17 protein-coding genes are annotated in these 18,847 nt (G+C 60.1%); 7 read left to right on the top strand and 10 right to left on the bottom strand.

Annotation, left to right across the window (positions count from 1 at the left end; all coding sequences use genetic code 11):
* Position 1: 1 nt before the first annotated feature.
* Together AACY08_RS19555 and AACY08_RS19560 are read right to left on the bottom strand one after the other, a co-directional pair.
* Complete coding sequence (locus tag AACY08_RS19555; RefSeq protein ID WP_339471110.1) at positions 2–694, bottom strand: fimbria/pilus chaperone family protein; 693 nt, start codon at positions 692–694, stop codon at positions 2–4.
* 139 nt (positions 695–833) lie between these two features.
* Positions 834–1,484, bottom strand: coding sequence for a DUF1120 domain-containing protein (locus AACY08_RS19560; protein ID WP_339471002.1), 651 nt, complete (start codon positions 1,482–1,484; stop codon positions 834–836).
* Positions 1,485–1,958: 474 nt separating this feature from the next.
* On the opposite strand from AACY08_RS19560, the gene ppx reads away from it, so the two are divergent.
* A complete protein-coding gene (gene ppx, locus AACY08_RS19565; protein ID WP_339471003.1) occupies positions 1,959–3,461 on the top strand; it encodes an exopolyphosphatase in 1,503 nt (500 codons plus the stop codon).
* A gap of 137 nt (positions 3,462–3,598) precedes the next feature.
* Here ppx and ppk1 read toward each other — a convergent pair whose 3' ends face one another.
* Positions 3,599–5,821, bottom strand: coding sequence for a polyphosphate kinase 1 (gene ppk1, locus AACY08_RS19570; protein WP_339436185.1), 2,223 nt, complete (start codon positions 5,819–5,821; stop codon positions 3,599–3,601).
* Between the two features lie 18 nt (positions 5,822–5,839).
* The gene (gene hemB, locus AACY08_RS19575) at positions 5,840–6,853 is read right to left on the bottom strand and encodes a porphobilinogen synthase (protein ID WP_339471005.1); all 1,014 of its coding nucleotides are present in this window, start codon (positions 6,851–6,853) and stop codon (positions 5,840–5,842) included.
* A gap of 207 nt (positions 6,854–7,060) precedes the next feature.
* On the opposite strand from hemB, the gene AACY08_RS19580 reads away from it, so the two are divergent.
* Positions 7,061–7,696, top strand: a complete 636-nt coding sequence (locus AACY08_RS19580; protein ID WP_339415149.1) for a DedA family protein — start codon at positions 7,061–7,063, stop codon at positions 7,694–7,696.
* On the opposite strand, the gene AACY08_RS19585 is transcribed toward AACY08_RS19580, so the two are convergent.
* Complete coding sequence (locus tag AACY08_RS19585; protein WP_339471006.1) at positions 7,677–8,912, bottom strand: sterol desaturase family protein; 1,236 nt, start codon at positions 8,910–8,912, stop codon at positions 7,677–7,679. The genes AACY08_RS19580 and AACY08_RS19585 overlap by 20 nt on opposite strands.
* 115 nt (positions 8,913–9,027) lie before the next feature.
* Between AACY08_RS19585 and elbB the strand changes: the two genes are divergently transcribed.
* Positions 9,028–9,693, top strand: a complete 666-nt coding sequence (elbB, locus tag AACY08_RS19590) for an isoprenoid biosynthesis glyoxalase ElbB (protein ID WP_339471007.1) — start codon at positions 9,028–9,030, stop codon at positions 9,691–9,693.
* A gap of 54 nt (positions 9,694–9,747) precedes the next feature.
* Here elbB and AACY08_RS19595 read toward each other — a convergent pair whose 3' ends face one another.
* Together AACY08_RS19595 and AACY08_RS19600 are read right to left on the bottom strand one after the other, a co-directional pair.
* Positions 9,748–10,203, bottom strand: a complete 456-nt coding sequence (locus AACY08_RS19595) for a YaiI/YqxD family protein (protein WP_065875426.1) — start codon at positions 10,201–10,203, stop codon at positions 9,748–9,750.
* 1 nt (position 10,204) lies between these two features.
* On the bottom strand, positions 10,205–12,100 hold the full coding sequence (locus tag AACY08_RS19600; RefSeq protein ID WP_339471008.1) for an FTR1 family protein: 1,896 nt from the start codon (positions 12,098–12,100) through the stop codon (positions 10,205–10,207).
* Positions 12,101–12,369: 269 nt separating this feature from the next.
* Here AACY08_RS19600 and AACY08_RS19605 point away from each other — a divergent pair, with 269 nt between their 5' ends.
* From AACY08_RS19605 to AACY08_RS19620, 4 genes are read left to right on the top strand one after another with little or no spacing between them, the layout of a single operon-like run.
* Positions 12,370–13,764, top strand: a complete 1,395-nt coding sequence (locus AACY08_RS19605) for a COG3014 family protein (protein WP_339471009.1) — start codon at positions 12,370–12,372, stop codon at positions 13,762–13,764.
* Positions 13,765–13,774: 10 nt separating this feature from the next.
* Positions 13,775–14,146 (top strand): YcfL family protein, encoded by a 372-nt coding sequence (locus AACY08_RS19610; RefSeq protein ID WP_339415143.1) that lies wholly within the window; start codon positions 13,775–13,777, stop codon positions 14,144–14,146.
* Between the two features lie 35 nt (positions 14,147–14,181).
* On the top strand, positions 14,182–14,769 hold the full coding sequence (gene lpoB / locus AACY08_RS19615; protein ID WP_049710984.1) for a penicillin-binding protein activator LpoB: 588 nt from the start codon (positions 14,182–14,184) through the stop codon (positions 14,767–14,769).
* A gap of 3 nt (positions 14,770–14,772) precedes the next feature.
* Positions 14,773–15,513: a penicillin-binding protein activator LpoB gene (locus AACY08_RS19620; protein ID WP_339471011.1), complete on the top strand. Its 741-nt coding sequence runs from the start codon at positions 14,773–14,775 to the stop codon at positions 15,511–15,513.
* A gap of 88 nt (positions 15,514–15,601) precedes the next feature.
* On the opposite strand, the gene AACY08_RS19625 is transcribed toward AACY08_RS19620, so the two are convergent.
* The 3 genes from AACY08_RS19625 to AACY08_RS19635 form a co-directional block, all read right to left on the bottom strand.
* Positions 15,602–16,234 carry a LysE family transporter gene (locus AACY08_RS19625; protein WP_025857437.1) on the bottom strand — a complete coding sequence of 211 codons (633 nt, stop codon included), beginning with the start codon at positions 16,232–16,234 and terminating at the stop codon, positions 15,602–15,604.
* Positions 16,235–16,322: 88 nt separating this feature from the next.
* Positions 16,323–16,895, bottom strand: coding sequence for a mechanosensitive ion channel family protein (locus tag AACY08_RS19630; protein ID WP_339471013.1), 573 nt, complete (start codon positions 16,893–16,895; stop codon positions 16,323–16,325).
* A complete protein-coding gene (locus AACY08_RS19635; protein WP_339471014.1) occupies positions 16,895–18,805 on the bottom strand; it encodes an ATP-binding cassette domain-containing protein in 1,911 nt (636 codons plus the stop codon). Before AACY08_RS19635 ends, AACY08_RS19630 begins: the two co-directional genes overlap by 1 nt.
* Positions 18,806–18,847: the final 42 nt, after the last annotated feature.

Here is an 18,847-nt window from a genome sequence, read left to right on the forward strand (position 1 = left end):
GTCAGTCCGCATCTGCCGTAACGGGTGCGCGGTAGCTGTCCACCGTAAACCCGTAGACCGTGGCCGGTTGAATCTCCACCGCGACCACTCCCGCCACTGAGTTGTCTGTCGCTACCGTGAGCACTTCACCCGGCAGAATGTAGGTACGCGGTAACTTTCCCAGACGCGCCAGCGGATGCAGTTGGACTTCCAGTGCCATCCGCACAACGTAAGCGCTGTTGTTATAAGCCTTTATCTGGTCACCTTCGCGCTTCCAGGTGAGCAACTGCCACGGCGCATCGTGCTTGGGCAAGCCTTTGGGATGCAGGATCAACGGCAGGTTCTGGCGCAGGGTGATACCGATGGTCGCACCGCCGGGCGCGCGAGCCTGGGGGATACCTTCAAAGGAGACTCGCTTCAGGCGTTGGGTCTTGAGCGGTGCCTTCGCGGTCATGATGAAGCGTACAAGTTGAGTGTCGCCCGCCTCGACCCGAGTAATGGGCGGCGTAACAATCAACAAGGATTCCAAATCTTCAGGTATGTTTTGTATGACCGAATGCAATAACGCCGCACCAGGGTCAGTGTTTTTGATATTAAGTGTCGCCTCACCGTCCTCTTCATTCAAAATCACAACTGTTGTCTCGGGTTGCATCCCGTCAGCTACGGCCAAACCACACAAGCAAAGGCACACGCTTACATACCGTAGAAACGCCATCACTATTATTGAAAGAGCCTTCACTGAGTTCCCTCACCGCCATAAAGCCAATAATCAACGAACACCCACGCAAAAACAGCCGACACTTAACAGAGACGCATCACTGCCTGTGCGTTAATGTCGGCCGTTAATAACGTATTTAGATGTAACTCAATTCCAGAGTGGCGCGGCCGTCCAGCGTCGTATCGCGGGTCAGGTCCAGATCTTGCGTGCGGTTGATAACGGCTTTCACAGCCAGAGTGCCCGTAAGTTGGGTGATGGATGCGGGTTGCAGGCTGGAGCCGTTGCCCCACGAATATTGACTCGGCCTTTGCGCGACTTTGCCGTCACTGCGCTGCCAGGAACCTGTGGTACCAACACGCACCAGAGGGTTCAGGGGCCCGGTGGACGAGCTCAGATTCGTCAGCCTCACGGAGTAGCCACCCGTACGCTTGCCGTTGGCAAGGCCAAGCCCGAAGTTCTGCGCCTCGGTGAACCCGGAACCGAGAATCCCGGTCACCTTGCTGCCCGATTGCAGGTCAGTCAGCGTCAGGCCGAACTGGGCTGGCGCCTTGCCGCAACTGACGGACAAGCTGACAGGTTTTTCTGTTAGAGGATTGAAGTTGGTGGCGGACAGACTGCCGGAGGGAATTATTCCGTAATCCACGATGCCGCCACCGGCGAGGCTGAGGTTGCAAGCCAACGGCTTGATCGTCCCTCGTACAATCAGTTCAGCAGCCGTTGTTGCATGAGCGCCGATACTCGCGACCAGACACAGAGTACCTACTGTCAAACCAAGCATTTTTTTCATGTTTAACCTGTCATCTATAGTGGGCAGGTGCGTTTACGATGGCCGGGTATCCTTTACCCATCTTTTCTTCATCCTGAACATAGGACCATAAATAAATAACACCACGGCGAAATTGCCGAGTGACAGTCTGTCGCTTTGCCGCCCGAATAAAGAATGAGAGAACACGCCACTGTTCGTGGGAGGCGTAAATAGAGAAAGTGGGCCAGAATTCATCGTCGAGTAGGCTTAAGTACAAAACAAATTAGTGATTACCCGACTTAGTGTAGGCAAAATCATAAACAGCCTGAAAACAACAAGCGCTTAATTATGCCTACAAAGATGAAACATCATTCGCTACGGGCTTAGAAAACCGTCCTACATTCCCCACAAGAATTCCTTACACACAGCCAAAGAAAAATTACCGAAGCAGTACGCGTTGGCACCAAAGGTCGATCGTGGCACGATGGCTGGGTTATCGACCGAGACCCCCTAACCATGCCGCAATCCAAAGCCAAGAATCTGTCCCTGATCGCCGCCATCGACCTGGGCTCCAACAGCTTTCACATGGTCGTGGCCAAGGCCCAGAACGGCGAAATCCGCATCCTTGAGCGGCTCGGCGAAAAAGTGCAACTGGCTGCCGGAATCGACGATGAGCGCCAACTCAACGAAGAATCCATGCAGCGCGGGCTCGATTGCCTCAAGCGATTTGCCCAGTTGATCAACGGCATGCCCCTGGGCGCCGTGCGAATCGTCGGCACCAACGCCCTGCGCGAAGCCCGAAACCGTGGCGAATTCATCCGCCGCGCCGAGGAGATCCTTGGGCATCCCGTTGAAGTCATCTCTGGCCGTGAAGAAGCGCGCCTGATCTACCTCGGCGTGTCCCACACCCTGGCCGATACGCCCGGCAAACGCCTGGTCGCCGACATCGGCGGGGGCAGTACCGAATTCATCATTGGCCAGCGCTTCGAACCGCTACTGCGCGAAAGCCTGCAGATGGGCTGCGTCAGCTTTACCCAACGCTATTTCAAGGATGGCAAGATCACCCCGGCGCGCTACGCCCAGGCTTACACGGCGGCGCGACTGGAGATCATGAGCATCGAGCACGCCCTGCACCGCCTGTCCTGGGATGAAGCCATCGGCTCGTCCGGCACAATCCGCGCCATCGGCCTGGCCCTGAAAGCCGGCGGCCATGGCACCGGTGAAGTAAATGCCGAAGGCCTGGCGTGGCTAAAACGCAAACTGTTCAAGCTGGGGGACGCCGAGAAAATCGACTTCGACGGCATCAAGCCGGATCGTCGTACCATCTTCCCGGCCGGCCTGGCGATTCTTGAAGCGATCTTCGACGCCCTCGAGTTGCAACGCATGGACCACTGCGACGGCGCCCTGCGCGAAGGTGTGCTCTACGACCTGCTGGGCCGCCACCACCACGAGGACGTGCGGGAGCGCACGCTCACTTCGTTGATGGAGCGTTACCACGTCGACTTGGAACAAGCAGCCCGGGTGGAGCGTAAAGCCCTGCACGCCTTCGACCAGGTCGCCGAGGATTGGGACCTGGAAGACGGCGTATGGCGCGAGTTGTTGGGCTGGGCGGCCAAGGTGCATGAGGTGGGCCTGGATATCGCCCACTACCATTACCACAAGCACGGTGCCTATCTGATTGAGCACTCGGACCTTGCCGGCTTCTCCCGGGAAGACCAGCAAATGCTGGCGCTGTTGGTGCGTGGCCACCGCCGTAACATCCCTAAGGACAAATTCGCAGAGTTCGGCGACGAAGGCATCAAGCTGATTCGCCTGTGCGTGCTGCTGCGCTTTGCAATCCTGTTCCACCATATCCGTGGCACCCAGGAAATGCCCCAGGTGACCCTGCGCGCCGACGGCGACAGCCTGGACGTAGTGTTCCCGAAAGGTTGGCTGGATGAGAATCAGCTGACCCAGGCGGATTTCGCCCAGGAAGCGGAGTGGCTGACGCGGGTAGGGTTCAGCCTGAACATGCGCTGAGCCGGTCCAAAGAACACTGCAAAAACAAATGTGGGAGCAGACTTGCTCGCGAATGCGGAGTGTCAGTCACTAGATGTACTGACTGATCTACCGCATTCGCGAGCAAGCCCGCTCCCACATTAGGTTTGTGTCGGCTGTTAGTTAACCGTCAGGATCGGGCTACCCAAGCGCTCCAGCAACGTCGCCTGCGCACTGCGCGGGTTCTGGTTGCCGGTCGGCGTGTTGCGAATATAGCGGCCGTCCGACTGCAGGCTCCAGCTGTGGGTGTTGTCGGTGAGGTAGCTTTCCAGCTCCTTCTTGACCCGCATGATCAACTTCTTGCCTTCCACCGGGAAGCATGTTTCCACACGCTTATCAAGGTTGCGCTCCATCCAGTCGGCACTGGAGAGGAACATCTGCTCTTCGCCACCGTTGAGGAAGTAGAAAACCCGCGTGTGTTCCAGGAAGCGGCCGATGATCGAGCGCACATGGATGTTGTGCGAAACCCCGACAATGCCCGGACGCAGGCAGCACATGCCGCGCACCACCAGATCGATGCGCACGCCGGACTGGCTGGCCTTGTACAGCGCGCGAATGATCTTCGGATCGGTCAACGAGTTGAACTTGGCAATGATGTGCGCCGGTTTGCCGTCGAGGGCGAACTGGGTTTCGCGGGCAATCATGTCGAGCATGCCCTTCTTGAGGGTGAACGGCGCGTGCAGCAGCTTCTTCATGCGCAAGGTCTTGCCCATGCCGATCAACTGGCTGAACAACTTGCCGACGTCTTCACACAAGGCATCGTCGGACGTCAGCAGGCTGTAGTCGGTGTAGAGCTTGGCGTTACCGGCGTGGTAGTTACCAGTGCCCAAGTGCGCGTAGCGCACGATCTCACCGGCTTCGCGGCGCAGGATCAGCATCATCTTGGCGTGGGTCTTGAAGCCGACCACACCGTAGATCACCACCGCGCCGGCCGCTTGCAGGCGGCTGGCCAACTGCAGGTTGGACTCTTCGTCGAACCGCGCACGCAACTCGATCACCGCCGTGACTTCCTTGCCGTTACGCGCGGCGTCGACCAGGGCGTCGACGATTTCCGAGTTGGCGCCGGAACGGTACAGGGTCTGGCGCACGGCCAACACGTGTGGGTCCTTGGCGGCTTGTCGCAGCAAGTCGACCACTGGCGTGAAGGACTCGAACGGATGCAGCAGCAGGATGTCCTGCTTGCTCACCACGCTGAAGATATTCTCGCTGTTTTGCAGCAATTTCGGGATCTGCGGGGTGAACGGGGTGTATTGCAGTTCCGGATGGCTGTCCAGGCCGGTAATGCTGAACAGGCGCGTCAAGTTCACCGGGCCGTTGACCTGGTACAACTCGGATTCGGCCAGGTTGAACTGTTTCAGCAGGTAGTCCGACAGGTGTTTAGGGCAGGTGTCGGCCACTTCCAGGCGCACCGCATCGCCGTAGCGCCGCGAGAACAGCTCGCCGCGCAGAGCACGGGCCAAGTCTTCGACGTCTTCGGAGTCCAGCGCCAGGTCGGCGTTACGGGTCAGGCGGAATTGGTAGCAGCCCTTCACCTTCATGCCCTGGAACAGGTCATCGGCGTGCGCATGGATCATCGACGACAGGAATACATAGTTATCGCCAGCGCCCCCCACCTCTTCCGGTACCTTAATGATCCGTGGCAACAGACGCGGTGCCGGGATGATCGCAAGGCCTGAGTCACGGCCGAAGGCGTCGATACCTTCCAGCTCGACAATAAAGTTGAGGCTCTTGTTCACCAGCAACGGGAACGGGTGCGTCGGGTCGAGGCCAATGGGGGTGATGATCGGCGAAATCTCGTCACGGAAGTAACGGCGCACCCAGGTCTTGATCTTGGTGGTCCAGTGACGACGACGGATGAAGCGGACCTGATGTTTTTCCAGTTCCGGCAACAGGATGTCGTTGAGGATCGCGTATTGGCGGTCCACATGGCCGTGTACCAGTTCGCTGATGCGCGCCAGCGCCTGATGCGGCTGCAGGCCGTCGGCGCCGGCTTGTTCGCGGGCAAAGGTGATTTGTTTCTTGAGGCCGGCGACGCGAATCTCGAAGAACTCGTCCAGGTTGCTGGAGAAGATCAGCAGGAACTTCAGCCGCTCCAGCAGCGGATAGGACTCATCCAGCGCCTGTTCCAGTACGCGGATGTTGAATTGCAGTTGTGACAGCTCGCGGTGGATGTACAGGCTGCTGTCATCCAGGTTGGTCACAGCGACCACTGGGGCCGGCGCAGGTGGCTCGGCCACCACGACAGGCACGGCGGGCTGGTGCTCCGGCGGCGTTGCGGTGACTTGTTCAACCACCGGGTGAGTGTCTTTTACGGCAACTTCTGTGAGTCCTTCGGTATTCATCGAGTGTTCCTGTGAGGGCTATTGTTGCTCTCTAAGCAATTGGGCGGCGCGGGCGGCGAAGTAGGTCAGAATGCCATCAGCCCCGGCGCGTTTAAAGGCTGTGAGGGATTCAAGGATCACCCCTTCACTCAGCCATCCATTCTGTATTGCTGCCATGTGCATGGCGTATTCGCCACTGACCTGATACACAAAGGTCGGCACCTTGAATTCTTCTTTGACCCGATAAAGGATGTCCAAGTAGGGCATCCCTGGCTTGACCATCACCATGTCAGCGCCTTCGGCCAAGTCGGCCGCCACTTCATGCAGGGCTTCATGGCTGTTGGCCGGGTCCATCTGGTACGAAGCCTTGTTGGCCTTGCCCAGGTTAAGCGCCGAGCCCACCGCATCGCGGAACGGGCCGTAATAGGCGCTGGCGTACTTGGCCGAATAGGCCATGATCCGCACGTTGACGTGACCGGCCAGCTCCAGGGATTCGCGGATCGCCTGGATCCGGCCGTCCATCATGTCCGACGGTGCAACCACCTGGGCACCGGCTGCTGCATGGGACAGGGCTTGCTTGACCAGGGCATCCACGGTGATGTCGTTTTCAACATAGCCGTCCCGGTCAAGAATGCCATCCTGACCGTGGGTGGTGAACGGGTCCAACGCCACGTCAGTGATCACCCCCAGCTCCGGGAAACGCTCGCGCAGGGCACGCGTGGCGCGCTGGGCGATTCCTTGCGGGTTCCAGGCTTCGGCAGCGTCCAGCGACTTGAGTTCACACGGTGTGACCGGGAACAGCGCCAGCGCTGGAATCCCCAACTCGACCCAGCCCGCGGCTTCTTCAAGCAGCAGATCAATGCTCAGGCGTTCGACACCGGGCATCGAAGCCACCGCTTCCCGACGATTTTCACCGTCCAGCACAAACACCGGCAGGATCAGATCGTCGGTCGTCAGTACGTTTTCACGCACCAGACGACGAGAAAAATCATCACGACGATTGCGACGCAGACGGGTGGCGGGAAACAGGCGATTGGAGGGGTTAAAGCTCACGACAGACTCCTGAGCCCGGGTTCACGGGCGAGCGTTGCAGTTATAAGCGGCCATTATGACGAAGGTATGACAGTTGTGCTTAAGGATGCGACCTGTAGTCGCATTCGCCATTTACATAGGAAATGTTCACTTCGCGACACATCTCGATACTTTCATGAATCTTCGTGAAGGCGTAGGCTGCGCGTTCATTTCGCCAGCACCCAGACCATGCTTCAACAATTTCTGCATGACTTCGGCTACTTTGCCCTCTTCCTAGGCACCTTCTTTGAAGGCGAGACCATTCTTGTTCTCGCAGGCTTCCTGGCGTTCCGTGGGTACATGGATATCAACCTGGTGGTGGTGGTTGCCTTTTTCGGTAGCTACGCCGGCGATCAGCTTTGGTATTACATGGGCCGCAAGCACGGCCGCAAGCTGTTGGCGCGCAAGCCGCGCTGGCAATTGATGGGCGACAAAGCGCTGGAGCATATCCGCAAGCACCCGGATATCTGGGTATTGAGCTTTCGCTTCGTCTACGGGCTACGCACGGTCATGCCAGTGGCGATCGGTCTTTCCGGCTACCCGCCGCTGCGTTACCTGATCCTTAACGGTATTGGTGCCGCGATCTGGGCGGCCGCGTTGGGCGCAGCGGCCTATCACTTCGGCGCGGTGCTGGAAGGCATGCTCGGTAGCGTGAAGAAATATGAGTTATGGGTATTGGGCGCGTTGCTGCTACTAGGCGTTGGCCTCTGGCTGCGCCGCCGCTTCAAGAACGCCCGTATCGCTCGTCAGGCCTGTGCCGATGAAAAGGCCCGGCTTGCCGCCGAGCAAGCACGGGTTGAAGCGCCTAAGACACCCGTCGAGTAAACCGGCTTCTGCAGCAGTAGAGGCCAATCACGCTGAGCAGGCTGTAACTGAGCAGGCCCAGCCAGCCCAGGTTGCTGGCCGGCCACAGACCGACCAACGGTGCCAGCCATACCAGCGGCACATTCAGCACCAGCCGTGAAAGCTCGGCGTTGAACGCCCACGGGCGGTTCTCCAAAGCCACACCCAATGTAAACAGCCCCAACGCCATGGCACTCCAGCCCAGGATCAGCGCCGCCGTGGGCAAGCCTTCGCCGACATTCATCAAATAGCTACCAAAGCCGACATACGCCGCGAACTGCAGGGCGATGTAGACCTGTTGGCGCACATCCAGCGCTACCTCGAATTTGCGGAACTGGCTCAAATCATGTTTCGCCAGCGGGTACTTGGCCTTCACGTCCGCCGGGCGCCAGCCGGTGCGCATGAACCAGATGCGCAGCTTGTCCCACCGGTTTTCTGTGCGCCGCGCATCACTCCACAGCTGTGCATAAAACTGCAGGTTGGCCCACAGCGGGTTCCAGCTGGCCAACGGCGTGGTCACGCCGAAAATGACCGGCTCGTTGTCGTCTTCTTCCTGGAAGGAGCCGAACAGGCGGTCCCAAATAATGAACACCCCGCCGTAGTTGCGATCCATGTAGAGAGCGTTCTGTGCATGGTGGGCCCGATGATTGGATGGCGTGACGAAAAACCATTCGAACCAGCCGAGTTTGGGCACATGCCGGGTGTGCACCCAGAATTGATACAGCAAGTTGACGGACGCCACGCTGATAAACACCACCAACGGCACACCGAGTGCGGCCAGCGGCAGGTAGAAGATCCAGCTCAGCAGGAAACCGGTGCTGGTCTGGCGCAGGGCAGTGCTGAGGTTGTAGTCCTCGCTCTGGTGATGCACCGAGTGCGCGGTCCACAAGATGTTGCGTTCGTGCCCCATGCGATGCAGCCAGTAGTAGCAGAAGTCGTAGAACACAAAGGCGAACACCCAGGTCCAGACGCTTTGGGCCGACAGCTCGACCACCGCGAGGTGCTTGAGGGCGAACGCATAGGTCAACAGCCCCACGCCCTTGCTCAGCAGCCCCGTGGTGGTAGACAGCACACCGGTGCTAAGGCTGTTGATGGCGTCCGCCACCCGGTAGTTACGCTGGCCACGCCAATGATCGGCGAGCAGCTCCACCACAATCAGGGCGATGAAAAACGGTACCGCGTAAGGCACGAAGTCCATGGTCTGGTCCGGTCTATTTTTGTTACATCAGATTAGGTGCAGCGGCGCGAGACCCCATTGGCAACAGATGACAAATTAGTAGACATTTAACGCCAAGAACCCAGGAGAAATGCCCATGAGCAAAAAGATAGCAGTGATCCTTTCCGGCTGTGGCGTGTACGACGGCGCAGAGATCCAAGAAAGCGTGATCACGCTGCTGCGCCTGGACCAGCGCGGCGCTCAGGTCCAATGCTTCGCCCCAGACATCGCGCAACTGCACGTGATCAACCACCTCACCGGCGAAGCGATGCCCGAGTCACGCAATGTGCTGGTGGAGTCGGCGCGGATCGCCCGGGGTGACGTGAAAGACATCCGCGAAGCCAATGCCGAAGACTTCGATGCGCTGATCGTGCCCGGCGGGTTTGGTGCGGCGAAGAACCTGTCGAACTTTGCCGTGGAAGGCGCCGGCTGCAGCGTCAACCCGCAGGTTCTGGAGCTGGCCGAGGCTTTTGCCGAAGCGGGCAAGCCCGTCGGGTTGATCTGCATTTCACCGGCCCTGGCGGCGAAAATCTACGGTCCTGGCGTGACCTGCACCATTGGCAACTGTGCCGACACCGCCGCCGCACTGGACAAGATGGGCGCCACCCACCAGGAGTGCGCGGTGGAAGATATCGTCGAAGACCAGGCGCGCAAACTGGTGAGTACCCCGGCCTATATGCTCGGCAAGAACATCAGCGAGGTCGCTTCGGGGATCAACAAGCTGGTGGATCGGTTGCTGGAGCTCACACACGAAAACGACTGATCAGCTTGCCAAACACTGGGTGTAGTGAGCGGGCTTGCCCGCTCACTACACAGATCAGGCTTGGCGCATCAACCGGGTGAGGATTCGGTCCAGGGCATTGGCAAACGCCTGCTTGTCCTTCTCGCCATGGGGCGGTGGACCGCCGCCCATCTGGCCCTGCTCGCGCAGATCGGTGAACAGGTTGCGCACTGCCAGGCGCTCACTCATGTTGGCCGGGCTAAACTCCTTGCCCCGTGGATCGAGGGCCGTAACACCCTTTTTCACCAAACGGTCAGCCAGCGGCACATCGCTGCAGATCACCAGTTCACCAGGCTCTGCGTGCTCTACCAGGTAGTCATCCGCCGCATCCGGGCCACTGGGCACCACAATCAGCTTCACGCAGGCAAAGCTCGGCTTGATCTGGCTCTGACCGGCCACCAGCACCACTTCGAACTGGCGCTTGAGGGCGAACTTCACCACTTGGTCCTTGGCCGCCCGAGGGCAGGCGTCGGCATCAATCCACACGCGCATCTTATGCCGCCACCCGGCGCTTCTCAGCCATCCGACTGCGGCCATACAGCACCATAATCGCCAGGATCGCTACTGCCTGCGCACTCAGCGAGTAGGCATCGGCGTGAATCCCCAGCCAATCAAAGTCAAAGAATGCCACCGGCCGCGTGCCGAAGATCCCGGCTTCCTGCAACGCCTTCACGCCGTGCCCCGCAAACACCACCGACAGTGCACACAGCAGCGCCGCGTTGATTCCGAAGAACAACGCCAACGGCAGCTTCGCCGAACCCCGCAGGATCACCCACGCCAGGCCCACCAACAGCACCAACGCCGTGGCGCCACCCGCCAGCACAGCGTTGTGCCCGGCCGGACCGGCTTGCAGCCACAGGGTTTCGTAGAACAGGATCACCTCGAACAGCTCGCGGTACACCGAGAAGAACGCCAGCATCGCAAAGCCAAAACGCCCGCCACCGCCCACCAGGCTGCTCTTGATGTAATCCTGCCAGGCCGCAGCGTGGCGACGGTCATGCATCCACACGCCGAGCCACAGCACCATCACGCTGGCGAACAGCGCCGTGCAGCCCTCAAGCAGCTCGCGCTGGGCGCCGCTCACGTCAATCACATACGCGGCCAACGCCCAGGTCGCCAAACCCGCCAACAGCGCCAGGCCCCAGCCGACGTTGACGCTGCGCACCGCCGACTGCTGGCCAGTGTTGCGCAGGAACGCGAGGATCGCGGCCAGCACCAGGATCGCTTCCAGGCCTTCACGCAGCAGGATCAACAAACCGGAGATGTAGCTCAACGACCAGCTCAGGCCGTCGCTGCCCAGCAAGCCGGCGGACTCGGTGAGTTTGCCTTTGGCCACGTCCAGACGCTGTTGAACCTGCTCGACCGGCAAACCGTCCTGCAACGACTGCCGGTAGGCCATCAGCGCCTTCTCGGTGTCTTTGCGCACGTTGGCGTCGACGTTATCCAGGGAGCTTTCCACCAGCTCGAAGCCTTCCAGGTACGCGGCCACCGACAGGTCGTAGGCCTGTTCGTGATCTCCGCTGCGGAACGCCGCCAAACTCTTATCCAGGGTCGTAGCGGTGTATTCAAGCAACTGCCCTGGCCCCCGCTTGACCTGCGGCGGTTGCGCCCGCTGGGCGCGGAACGTCGCGGCGGCAGCTGGGCCGTTAGCGGCCAGCACTTCATTGGGCGTCTGGCGAGCCAGGTCGGCGAGGTTAAACGGTTGCTCATTTTTAGCGCCGGCCGGGTCGGCGGTGAAACCGGCGATGTAAGTGGCCAGGTCCCAGCGTTGGCGATCGTCCAGTTGGTCGGCAAAGGACGGCATATCGGTACCTTCGACACCCAGGCCCAGCGTGTTGTAGATCGCGTAGAGGCTCAGGCGATCCAGACGCACAGCGTCCCGCAGGTTAGCGGGCGGCGGCGTCATACCCACACTGGCCGGCCCATCACCGGAGCCCGCTGTGCCGTGGCACACCGAGCAATGTTGGGCGTAGAGCGGCGCGCCACGGGTTGGATCAGGCGTGATCGCCGGGGCCTGACTGACTTCATAGGCCACGGCCAGTTGAGCCCCCAATTGCCGGGCTTGGCGTGCGACTGTCGCGCCGTCCTGATGAGCGGTTACAGCCGCTAACAGTTCATCAACACCGTTGGCCAACGCCGCGCGTTCCTGGCGCTGTGGCAACTCTGCCACCAGCCCCTGCAACACCCCGAGAAACTCCAGCTGTTCGCGGTATTCGGATTCATCGATAACCTTGCCCGCCTCCACCGTCGGAGGATAGTCAGCACCAATGTAGTCCAGCAAATGCAGAGCTTGTGGGGCGCCCTCGGCAGTCGCGGCCAACAGGTTGAAGCTGCACGACATCAACGCCGGCAATATCAGCCAGGCGAGAAAACGGAAGGGGGCAGTCATGAACGAATCTCAAATGGAAATACGAAGTAACACATTGTTAAGGCTTTGCGGGTTTGACTCAAGCCGTAAGTGATTTGTCGTTTGTGGGGGCGGAGCGTTTTAAATGCGGGAGGGTGGCACTCCAGTCGATTTCATCTGAGCAAATAGCCAATGTTTTGCCAGTAATGGTGCCTATAATGCCGCGCCCTGTTAGTGCGAAAGGGAGTTTCGTTCCTCGTTCTTATGAGGAATTACCACATCGGTTGATACTTTTCAGGGAAGAAGTTTGCATGGCATTTCGCGCCTTACCTTCGCTCGCGCTTGCGGCGGTTACCTTGCTGTCCGGCTGTTCGATGTTCCGCAACTACGACACCGAACTGCAAGCCACCAATCAGCAATTGGCCACCGGCAATGTCGACGCCGCGCTGACGCTGCTGGAAAAGAACAACACCGGCGACGACAAGGACCTGCTCTATTTCTTCGAGAAGGGCGAGTTGCTGCGGGCTAAAGGCGACATGACTGGCAGCCAGACAGCCTGGCGCAGTGCCGACCTGCAAGTCGCCAAGTGGGAGGACTCGGTCAAGTTCGACAGCGCAAGGTACCTCGCCCAGTTCGGCAGTTTCGTTGCCAACGACAAAGTGCGGCGCTACGAAGGCTATGACTACGAAAAGGTCATGCTGACCACGCAGATGGCCCTGAACCTCCTGGCCCTGAACGACTTCGACGGCGCGCGCACCCAAATCAAGAAGACCCATGAACGCGAAGCGGTGATTGCCGACCTGAGGGACAAGGAATACCTCAAGCGCGAGAACGAAGCCGAGCGTGAAGGCGTGACCACCCGGATGAAAGACCTGCGCGGCTACCCGGTGGAAGCCCTGGATGCGCCGGAAGTGGTCGGCCTGAAAAACAGCTACCAGAGTGCGTTCAGCCATTACCTGGCCGGTTTCGTCTACGAAGCCTTGGGCGAAAAAGACCTGGCTGCCCCCGGCTACCGCAAGGCCGCCGAGTTGCGCCCCAATACCCCGTTGCTGGAACAGGCCCTGCTGAACCTGGATAAATCCAAGGTCGGCGCCAATGAAACCGACGTGCTGATCGTGGTGCAGAGCGGCCTGGCACCGGCCCGCGATTCGATTCGCCTGCCGCTGCCGATTCCCATCAATGGCAACCTGGTGATCACACCGCTGTCGTTCCCGGTGATCAAGGCGGATACGTCCACCGCGACCTTCGCCCAGATCGGCGTCGACGGCCAGCAGCAGAACCTCACTGCACTCAACAGCACCACGGCCATGTCCCGCCGCGCACTGCGCGATGACATGCCGGGGATCATCCTGCGCACCACCGTGCGCGCGGTCACCCGTGGCGTGGCGCAGAACAACCTGAACAAGACCAACCCTATGGCGGGCCTGGTGCTGGGTATCGCCTCGGCCGTCACCGAAGGCGCCGACACCCGCACCTGGCGCACCCTGCCGGACATGACCCAGGTGACCCGCCTGCGCCTCAAGCACGGCGAACACCAGGTCAGCCTGCCCAATGCCCTGGGCGGCACGCTGGTGACGGTCAAGGCTGATCAGCGCTATCAGGTGATCACCCTGCGCGTGGTTGGTAACCAAGTGTTCGCGGGCGGCCTGGCCGCCCATGTGGTGCCGAACACGGCCACCCAAGCCATCGCCCTCAAACAACCTTAAGGAGCACGCTATGCGTCATTTCATCCCTGGCGCCCTGGCGCTGGTCCTGCTTGCAGGCTGTGCCACCCCACCACCGCCGGAGCCCGGCAGCGCCGCGAGCAAAATCGTAGTAATGGGCAAATTCAAGGGCGTCGCGGTCGGTGCCATTCGTGTTGCCCGCGAGAACGGCTTTCTCACCGCCAAGGTGCAGTTGAGCAACATCACCAGCAGCAACCAGATGATGTATTACCGCTTTGCCTGGCTGGGTGCCGATGGCTTCCCGGTGGGCGATGAAGAAACCTGGAAGGTGCTGAACCTGTACGCCAACCAGGCGACCTTCCTGCCAGCGATTGCCAACTTGCCGCAGGCGGCGGACTTCCGCCTTGAAGTGAAAACGCCTTGAGCCGTTCACCCTTTTTGCTACTGAGAGATTCCCCCATGTTTGCACGCTTCTCGATCCTCGCCGTAGTTGCCGTATTGGCCAGCGGTTGCTCTAACACTTCGCCGGTACTGGGCGGTAAAAACATCAGCTACGGCGATACCAAGGCCGTAGAACTGGTGACCAACGAGTTCGGCTCCACCGACCTACAGATGATCGCCGAAAGCATGACCCGCTCCCTGGCCCAGTCCGGCATCCTGCAAGGCCGCCCGGTGGTGCAGGTGTATGACGTGAAAAACAAGACCAGCGAGTACATCGATACACGCGAAATCACCACGTCAATCAAGACCCAGTTGATGAAGACCGGCACCGCCCGCTTCGCCAGCGACAACACCGACATGCAAAGCCAGGTTGACCAGCTCAAGCTGCAGAACCAGAGCGGCCTGTACAAGAAGTCCACCGTCAGCAAGACCGGCAACATGGTCGCCGCCAAGTACCGCCTGGAAGGCTCTATCAGCTCAATCGTCAAGCGCAGCTCGGACTACAAGGACGTGTTCTACAAGTTCAGCCTGCAACTGATCGACGTCGAGAGCGGCCTGGCCGAATGGATGGACGAAAAAGAAATCCGCAAGACCACGGAGCGCTAAGCAATGCGTGCATGGATCGGCATGATCGGCCTGCTGTGCGCCTTCGGCGCCTCGGCCGCCCCGAAGATCGCGGTGACTGACCTGGCCTACGAGGCGCGGGTCGAGGAATACATTCACCAGGTGTCGGCGAGCAATAACTTCCAGGCCAGCGCTTACCACGCCAGCGGCGCATCGAATTACAGCGAGTACGAAAGCCGTACCAGCTACATCGAACCGACCGAGCTGCGTAAATTCAGCGGTGACATCAAGGGCGAGATCCTCAAGTCCCGCCAGTTCCAGCTGGTGCAGGGTACGCCCTACACCGCCGATGCCAAGGGTGACGTCTACGACGTGATCAAGCGCATCAAGGCCGGCCACTTCAAGGGGGCTGACTATGTGCTGTTCGGTACGCTCTCAGACATCGACTTCACCCAGGACATCAACGCCCTGGACCACACCAACAGCTACTCGGCGGTATTGGGCCTGACGCTGGTGGCGGACTTCAGCCTGATCAACACCCGCACCTACGAGATCACCTCGGCGTTCACCGCCATGGGTGAACGCCAGGACACCAAGCTGGTGAGCAGCCGCGATGTGCGTGTGAGCCTGAATCGGCCGCGGGTGGTGAAAGAAGTCTCGAAAGCGCTGGGTGAGGATGTAGCGCGGCAGTTGGCGGAGCAATTGGGTGGCGGGTATCAAGACCCGAGCCAACCGCCGTTGCGCAACAACCTGCCAAGGGATGAAGCGCCGAAGATCCTGCGCTGAGCCTAAAACTCACTGTCAACACAAAACCAATGTGGGAGCAGGCCCGCTCCCACATTTTTTGATTCGGTTTCTTCAGTTGGCGTGCGGTTTATGCCGTTGCGCGATGCAGGCTGGCGAGAAAGCCCGCCGCCCCCACAAACAACCCAGCAAACGTACGGTTCATACGCTTCTGCTGCTTAGGCGTGCGCAACAAACGCAACACTTTCGACGCCAGCCCCGTATACCCCGCCATCACCACCATATCGACGCAAATCATCGTCGCACCCAGGATCAGGTACTGGATCAGCAACGGCGCTTGCGGGTTCACAAACTGCGGCAGCACCGCCAGCATGAACACCAGGGCCTTAGGGTTGCTGGCATTGACCAGAAAGCCTCGGAACATCATCGCCATCGGCTTGCCGATCGGGCGCACAGCCGCGTCGTCGGTCATGTCCATAGGCAACGCGCGCCATTGCTTGATGGCCAGGTACACCAGGTACGCCACACCAAACCATTTGATCGCATAAAACGCCGTGGACGACGTCGCCAGGATGGCTCCCAGGCCGCAAGCGACGACGGCAATCTGCATCGCCAGGCCTAGCTGCAGGCCAATGGCATTCCAATATCCGCGCAGGAAACCGTATCGCAGGCCGCTGGACATCGAGGCAATGGCGCCGGCGCCAGGGGAAAGGGAGATGATCCAACTGGCCAGGAAAAAGGCCAGCCACGTGTCGAGTGCCATTACACACCTCAGGAGGGAGTTATCGGTTTTCCCTTAAGCTAACTCCGCCGACCAACGGATAGCTATAGATTTTTACAAGATGTGAATGCTAGCGATCGCCCGGAAACACGTGGGTACCTGGCCAACGTCGCACCGAGCGTTGGAAGAACAGGCTGTTGGGCACCTGCACCATCGCGCTGTCGGTGCCGGCTTCCGCCGCTTCAACCAGTGTGGTGTAGAGCAAATTGATCGCCACGACCCGGCCCTTAACGCCCGGTTTGTCGACGGTATCCACTAGCTCGACAATATCACCCAGGCGAAACGGCCCGACGGTGAAGATCAGAATGGCACACAGCAGGTTGGACAGCACCGACCACATGGCAAAGAACGCCACGGCGGCAACCGCGACAAACCCGGAAAGCGCCGTCCACAACACGGTGGCGGAGACACCCAGGCGGCCCAGCACAAAGATCAGCGCACTGCCCATGATCAACCAGCGCAAGCCACCGCGCAGCGGCATCAGCAATTGCGGGGGGAATGGGTAGCGCTCACCCAGGCGAGTCAGGCCTTTGGCTACAAAACGCTGGGCCAGGTAGCCGGCCAGCAGAATCAGCAGGATTTGCACGCCGATCCATACGGGCTCGACCCATTGCGCCGGTAACGGCAGATGCAACGCTTCCATCAGGACAGAGCCTCCAGCTCCGCTTGCAGGGTTTCCAGCAGCTCGAGAGCTTCCATCCAGGTTTCCTCCAACTGCCCTTCGCGCACCTTGAGTTTGGCCTGTTCAGCCAGCAGGTCACGCAGCTCGTCCTTGCGGGCTGCCTCGTAAACGGCGCTGTCGCCCAGGCTGGTTTCGATCTTGGCCAGGCGCTCGTGCACCTTGCCCAGCTCGGCTTCCAGCTTGTCGGCTTCACGCTTGTGCGGCGCCAACTGCTGACGCAGTGCAGCGGCGGCCTGACGCTGGGCTTTTTTGTCGGTCTTGTCCGGGTTGACTGGCGTATTGCTGACCGGCGCGTTGCGCAGGCGGTAATCCGTCAGCCAGCGCGCGTAATCATCCAGGTCGCCGTCAAACTCTTCGACTTTGCCATCGGCCACCAGCAGGAAGTTGTCGGTGGTGCTCTTGAGCAAGTGGCGATCGTGAGACACCACCAGTACCGCACCGCTGAACTCCTGCAAGGCCATGGTCAGCGCCAGGCGCATTTCCAGGTCCAGGTGGTTGGTCGGTTCGTCGAGCAGCAGCAGGTTCGGACGATCCCAGGCGATCAACGCCAGGGCCAGTCGGGCTTTTTCGCCACCGGAAAAATTCAGCACCGGCTCGTCGATGCGCGCCCCCCGGAAGTCGAAACCACCCAGGAAGTCGCGCAGGGTCTGTTCCCGCTCGATCGGCGCCAGGCGCTGCAAGTGCAGCAACGGGCTGGCTTTCGAGTCGAGGGAATCCAACTGATGCTGGGCGAAGTAGCCCACCACCGTGTTCTCGCCACGGATCAAACGACCGGCCAAGGGCTCAAGCTCACCCGACAGGTTTTTGATCAGCGTCGACTTGCCCGCGCCGTTAGGACCGAGCAAGCCGATGCGTGCACCTGGCGTGAGCTGCAGCTTCACTTTTTCCAGGATGGTTTTGTCGCCATAACCCAGGCGAGCATCCGAAAGATCCAGCAACGGGCTGGATATCTTCACCGACTCGCGAAACACAAAGTCGAACGGCGAATCGACATGGGCCGCCGATAGCTCTTCCATGCGCTCCAGGGCCTTGATCCGGCTCTGGGCCTGGCGGGCCTTGGTGGCCTGGGCCTTGAACCGGGCGATGTAGCTTTCCATGTGCGCACGCTGCGCCTGCTGCTTCTCGAACGCCTGTTGTTGCTGGGCCAGGCGTTCGGCGCGCGCGCGCTCGAATGCGCTATAGCCGCCACGGTACAGGGTGATCTTCTTCTGTTCGACGTGGGCGATGTTGTCGACCACGGCGTCGAGGAAATCGCGGTCGTGGGAAATCAGCAGCAATGTGCCCTGGTAATTCTTGAGGAAGTCTTCCAGCCACAGGATCGCATCGAGGTCCAAGTGGTTGGTCGGTTCATCGAGCAGCAACAGGTCCGAGGGGCACATCAGCGCTTGGGCCAGGTTCAGGCGCATGCGCCAGCCACCGGAGAAGTCGGCGACCGGGCGGTCCATCTGCTCGTTGGTGAAGCCAAGGCCGGCGAGCATTTTGCGGGCGCGGGCGTCGGCGGTGTAGCCGTCGGCACTGTCGAGTTCCGAGTGCAGGCGCGCCTGGGCGGCGCCGTCCTGGGCTTTCTCGGCCTCGGCGAGGTCGTGTTGCACCTGGCGCAGGCGCAGGTCGCCATCGAGCACGTAGTCGATTGCGATGCGGTCCAGGGTGTCGATCTCCTGGCGCATGTGGGCGATACGCCAGTCGGCCGGCAGCAAGCAGTCCCCGGAATCCGGGGTCAACTCGCCCAGCAACAGGGCGAACAACGTGGATTTGCCGGCGCCATTGGCACCGATCAAGCCGGCTTTGTGACCGGCGTGCAGGGTCAGCTCGGCGTCTTCGAGAAGACGTTGCGGGCCACGCTGTAATGTTAGGCTTTGAAGTCGGATCATAATGGCGGCGGAGTCTACCAGCTTCGTTGCCCGCTGGCTTGG

The sequence above is a fragment of the Pseudomonas sp. EL_65y_Pfl1_R83 genome, from assembly GCF_963970695.1.
Taxonomy (GTDB): Bacteria; Pseudomonadota; Gammaproteobacteria; order Pseudomonadales; family Pseudomonadaceae; genus Aquipseudomonas; species Aquipseudomonas tritici.

What these genes read in the sequence shown, in the direction of transcription:
- AACY08_RS19555 (WP_339471110.1), bottom strand. Translation starts at nt 694, where the DNA reads ATGGCGTTTCTACGGTATGTAAGCGTGTGCCTTTGCTTGTGTGGTTTG.
- AACY08_RS19560 (WP_339471002.1), bottom strand. Translation starts at nt 1,484, where the DNA reads ATGAAAAAAATGCTTGGTTTGACAGTAGGTACTCTGTGTCTGGTCGCG.
- ppx (WP_339471003.1), top strand. Translation starts at nt 1,959, where the DNA reads ATGCCGCAATCCAAAGCCAAGAATCTGTCCCTGATCGCCGCCATCGAC.
- ppk1 (WP_339436185.1), bottom strand. Translation starts at nt 5,821, where the DNA reads ATGAATACCGAAGGACTCACAGAAGTTGCCGTAAAAGACACTCACCCG.
- AACY08_RS19580 (WP_339415149.1), top strand. Translation starts at nt 7,061, where the DNA reads ATGCTTCAACAATTTCTGCATGACTTCGGCTACTTTGCCCTCTTCCTA.
- AACY08_RS19585 (WP_339471006.1), bottom strand. Translation starts at nt 8,912, where the DNA reads ATGGACTTCGTGCCTTACGCGGTACCGTTTTTCATCGCCCTGATTGTG.
- elbB (WP_339471007.1), top strand. Translation starts at nt 9,028, where the DNA reads ATGAGCAAAAAGATAGCAGTGATCCTTTCCGGCTGTGGCGTGTACGAC.
- AACY08_RS19595 (WP_065875426.1), bottom strand. Translation starts at nt 10,203, where the DNA reads ATGCGCGTGTGGATTGATGCCGACGCCTGCCCTCGGGCGGCCAAGGAC.
- AACY08_RS19600 (WP_339471008.1), bottom strand. Translation starts at nt 12,100, where the DNA reads ATGACTGCCCCCTTCCGTTTTCTCGCCTGGCTGATATTGCCGGCGTTG.
- AACY08_RS19605 (WP_339471009.1), top strand. Translation starts at nt 12,370, where the DNA reads ATGGCATTTCGCGCCTTACCTTCGCTCGCGCTTGCGGCGGTTACCTTG.
- AACY08_RS19610 (WP_339415143.1), top strand. Translation starts at nt 13,775, where the DNA reads ATGCGTCATTTCATCCCTGGCGCCCTGGCGCTGGTCCTGCTTGCAGGC.
- lpoB (WP_049710984.1), top strand. Translation starts at nt 14,182, where the DNA reads ATGTTTGCACGCTTCTCGATCCTCGCCGTAGTTGCCGTATTGGCCAGC.
- AACY08_RS19620 (WP_339471011.1), top strand. Translation starts at nt 14,773, where the DNA reads ATGCGTGCATGGATCGGCATGATCGGCCTGCTGTGCGCCTTCGGCGCC.
- AACY08_RS19625 (WP_025857437.1), bottom strand. Translation starts at nt 16,234, where the DNA reads ATGGCACTCGACACGTGGCTGGCCTTTTTCCTGGCCAGTTGGATCATC.
- AACY08_RS19630 (WP_339471013.1), bottom strand. Translation starts at nt 16,895, where the DNA reads ATGGAAGCGTTGCATCTGCCGTTACCGGCGCAATGGGTCGAGCCCGTA.
- AACY08_RS19635 (WP_339471014.1), bottom strand. Translation starts at nt 18,805, where the DNA reads ATGATCCGACTTCAAAGCCTAACATTACAGCGTGGCCCGCAACGTCTT.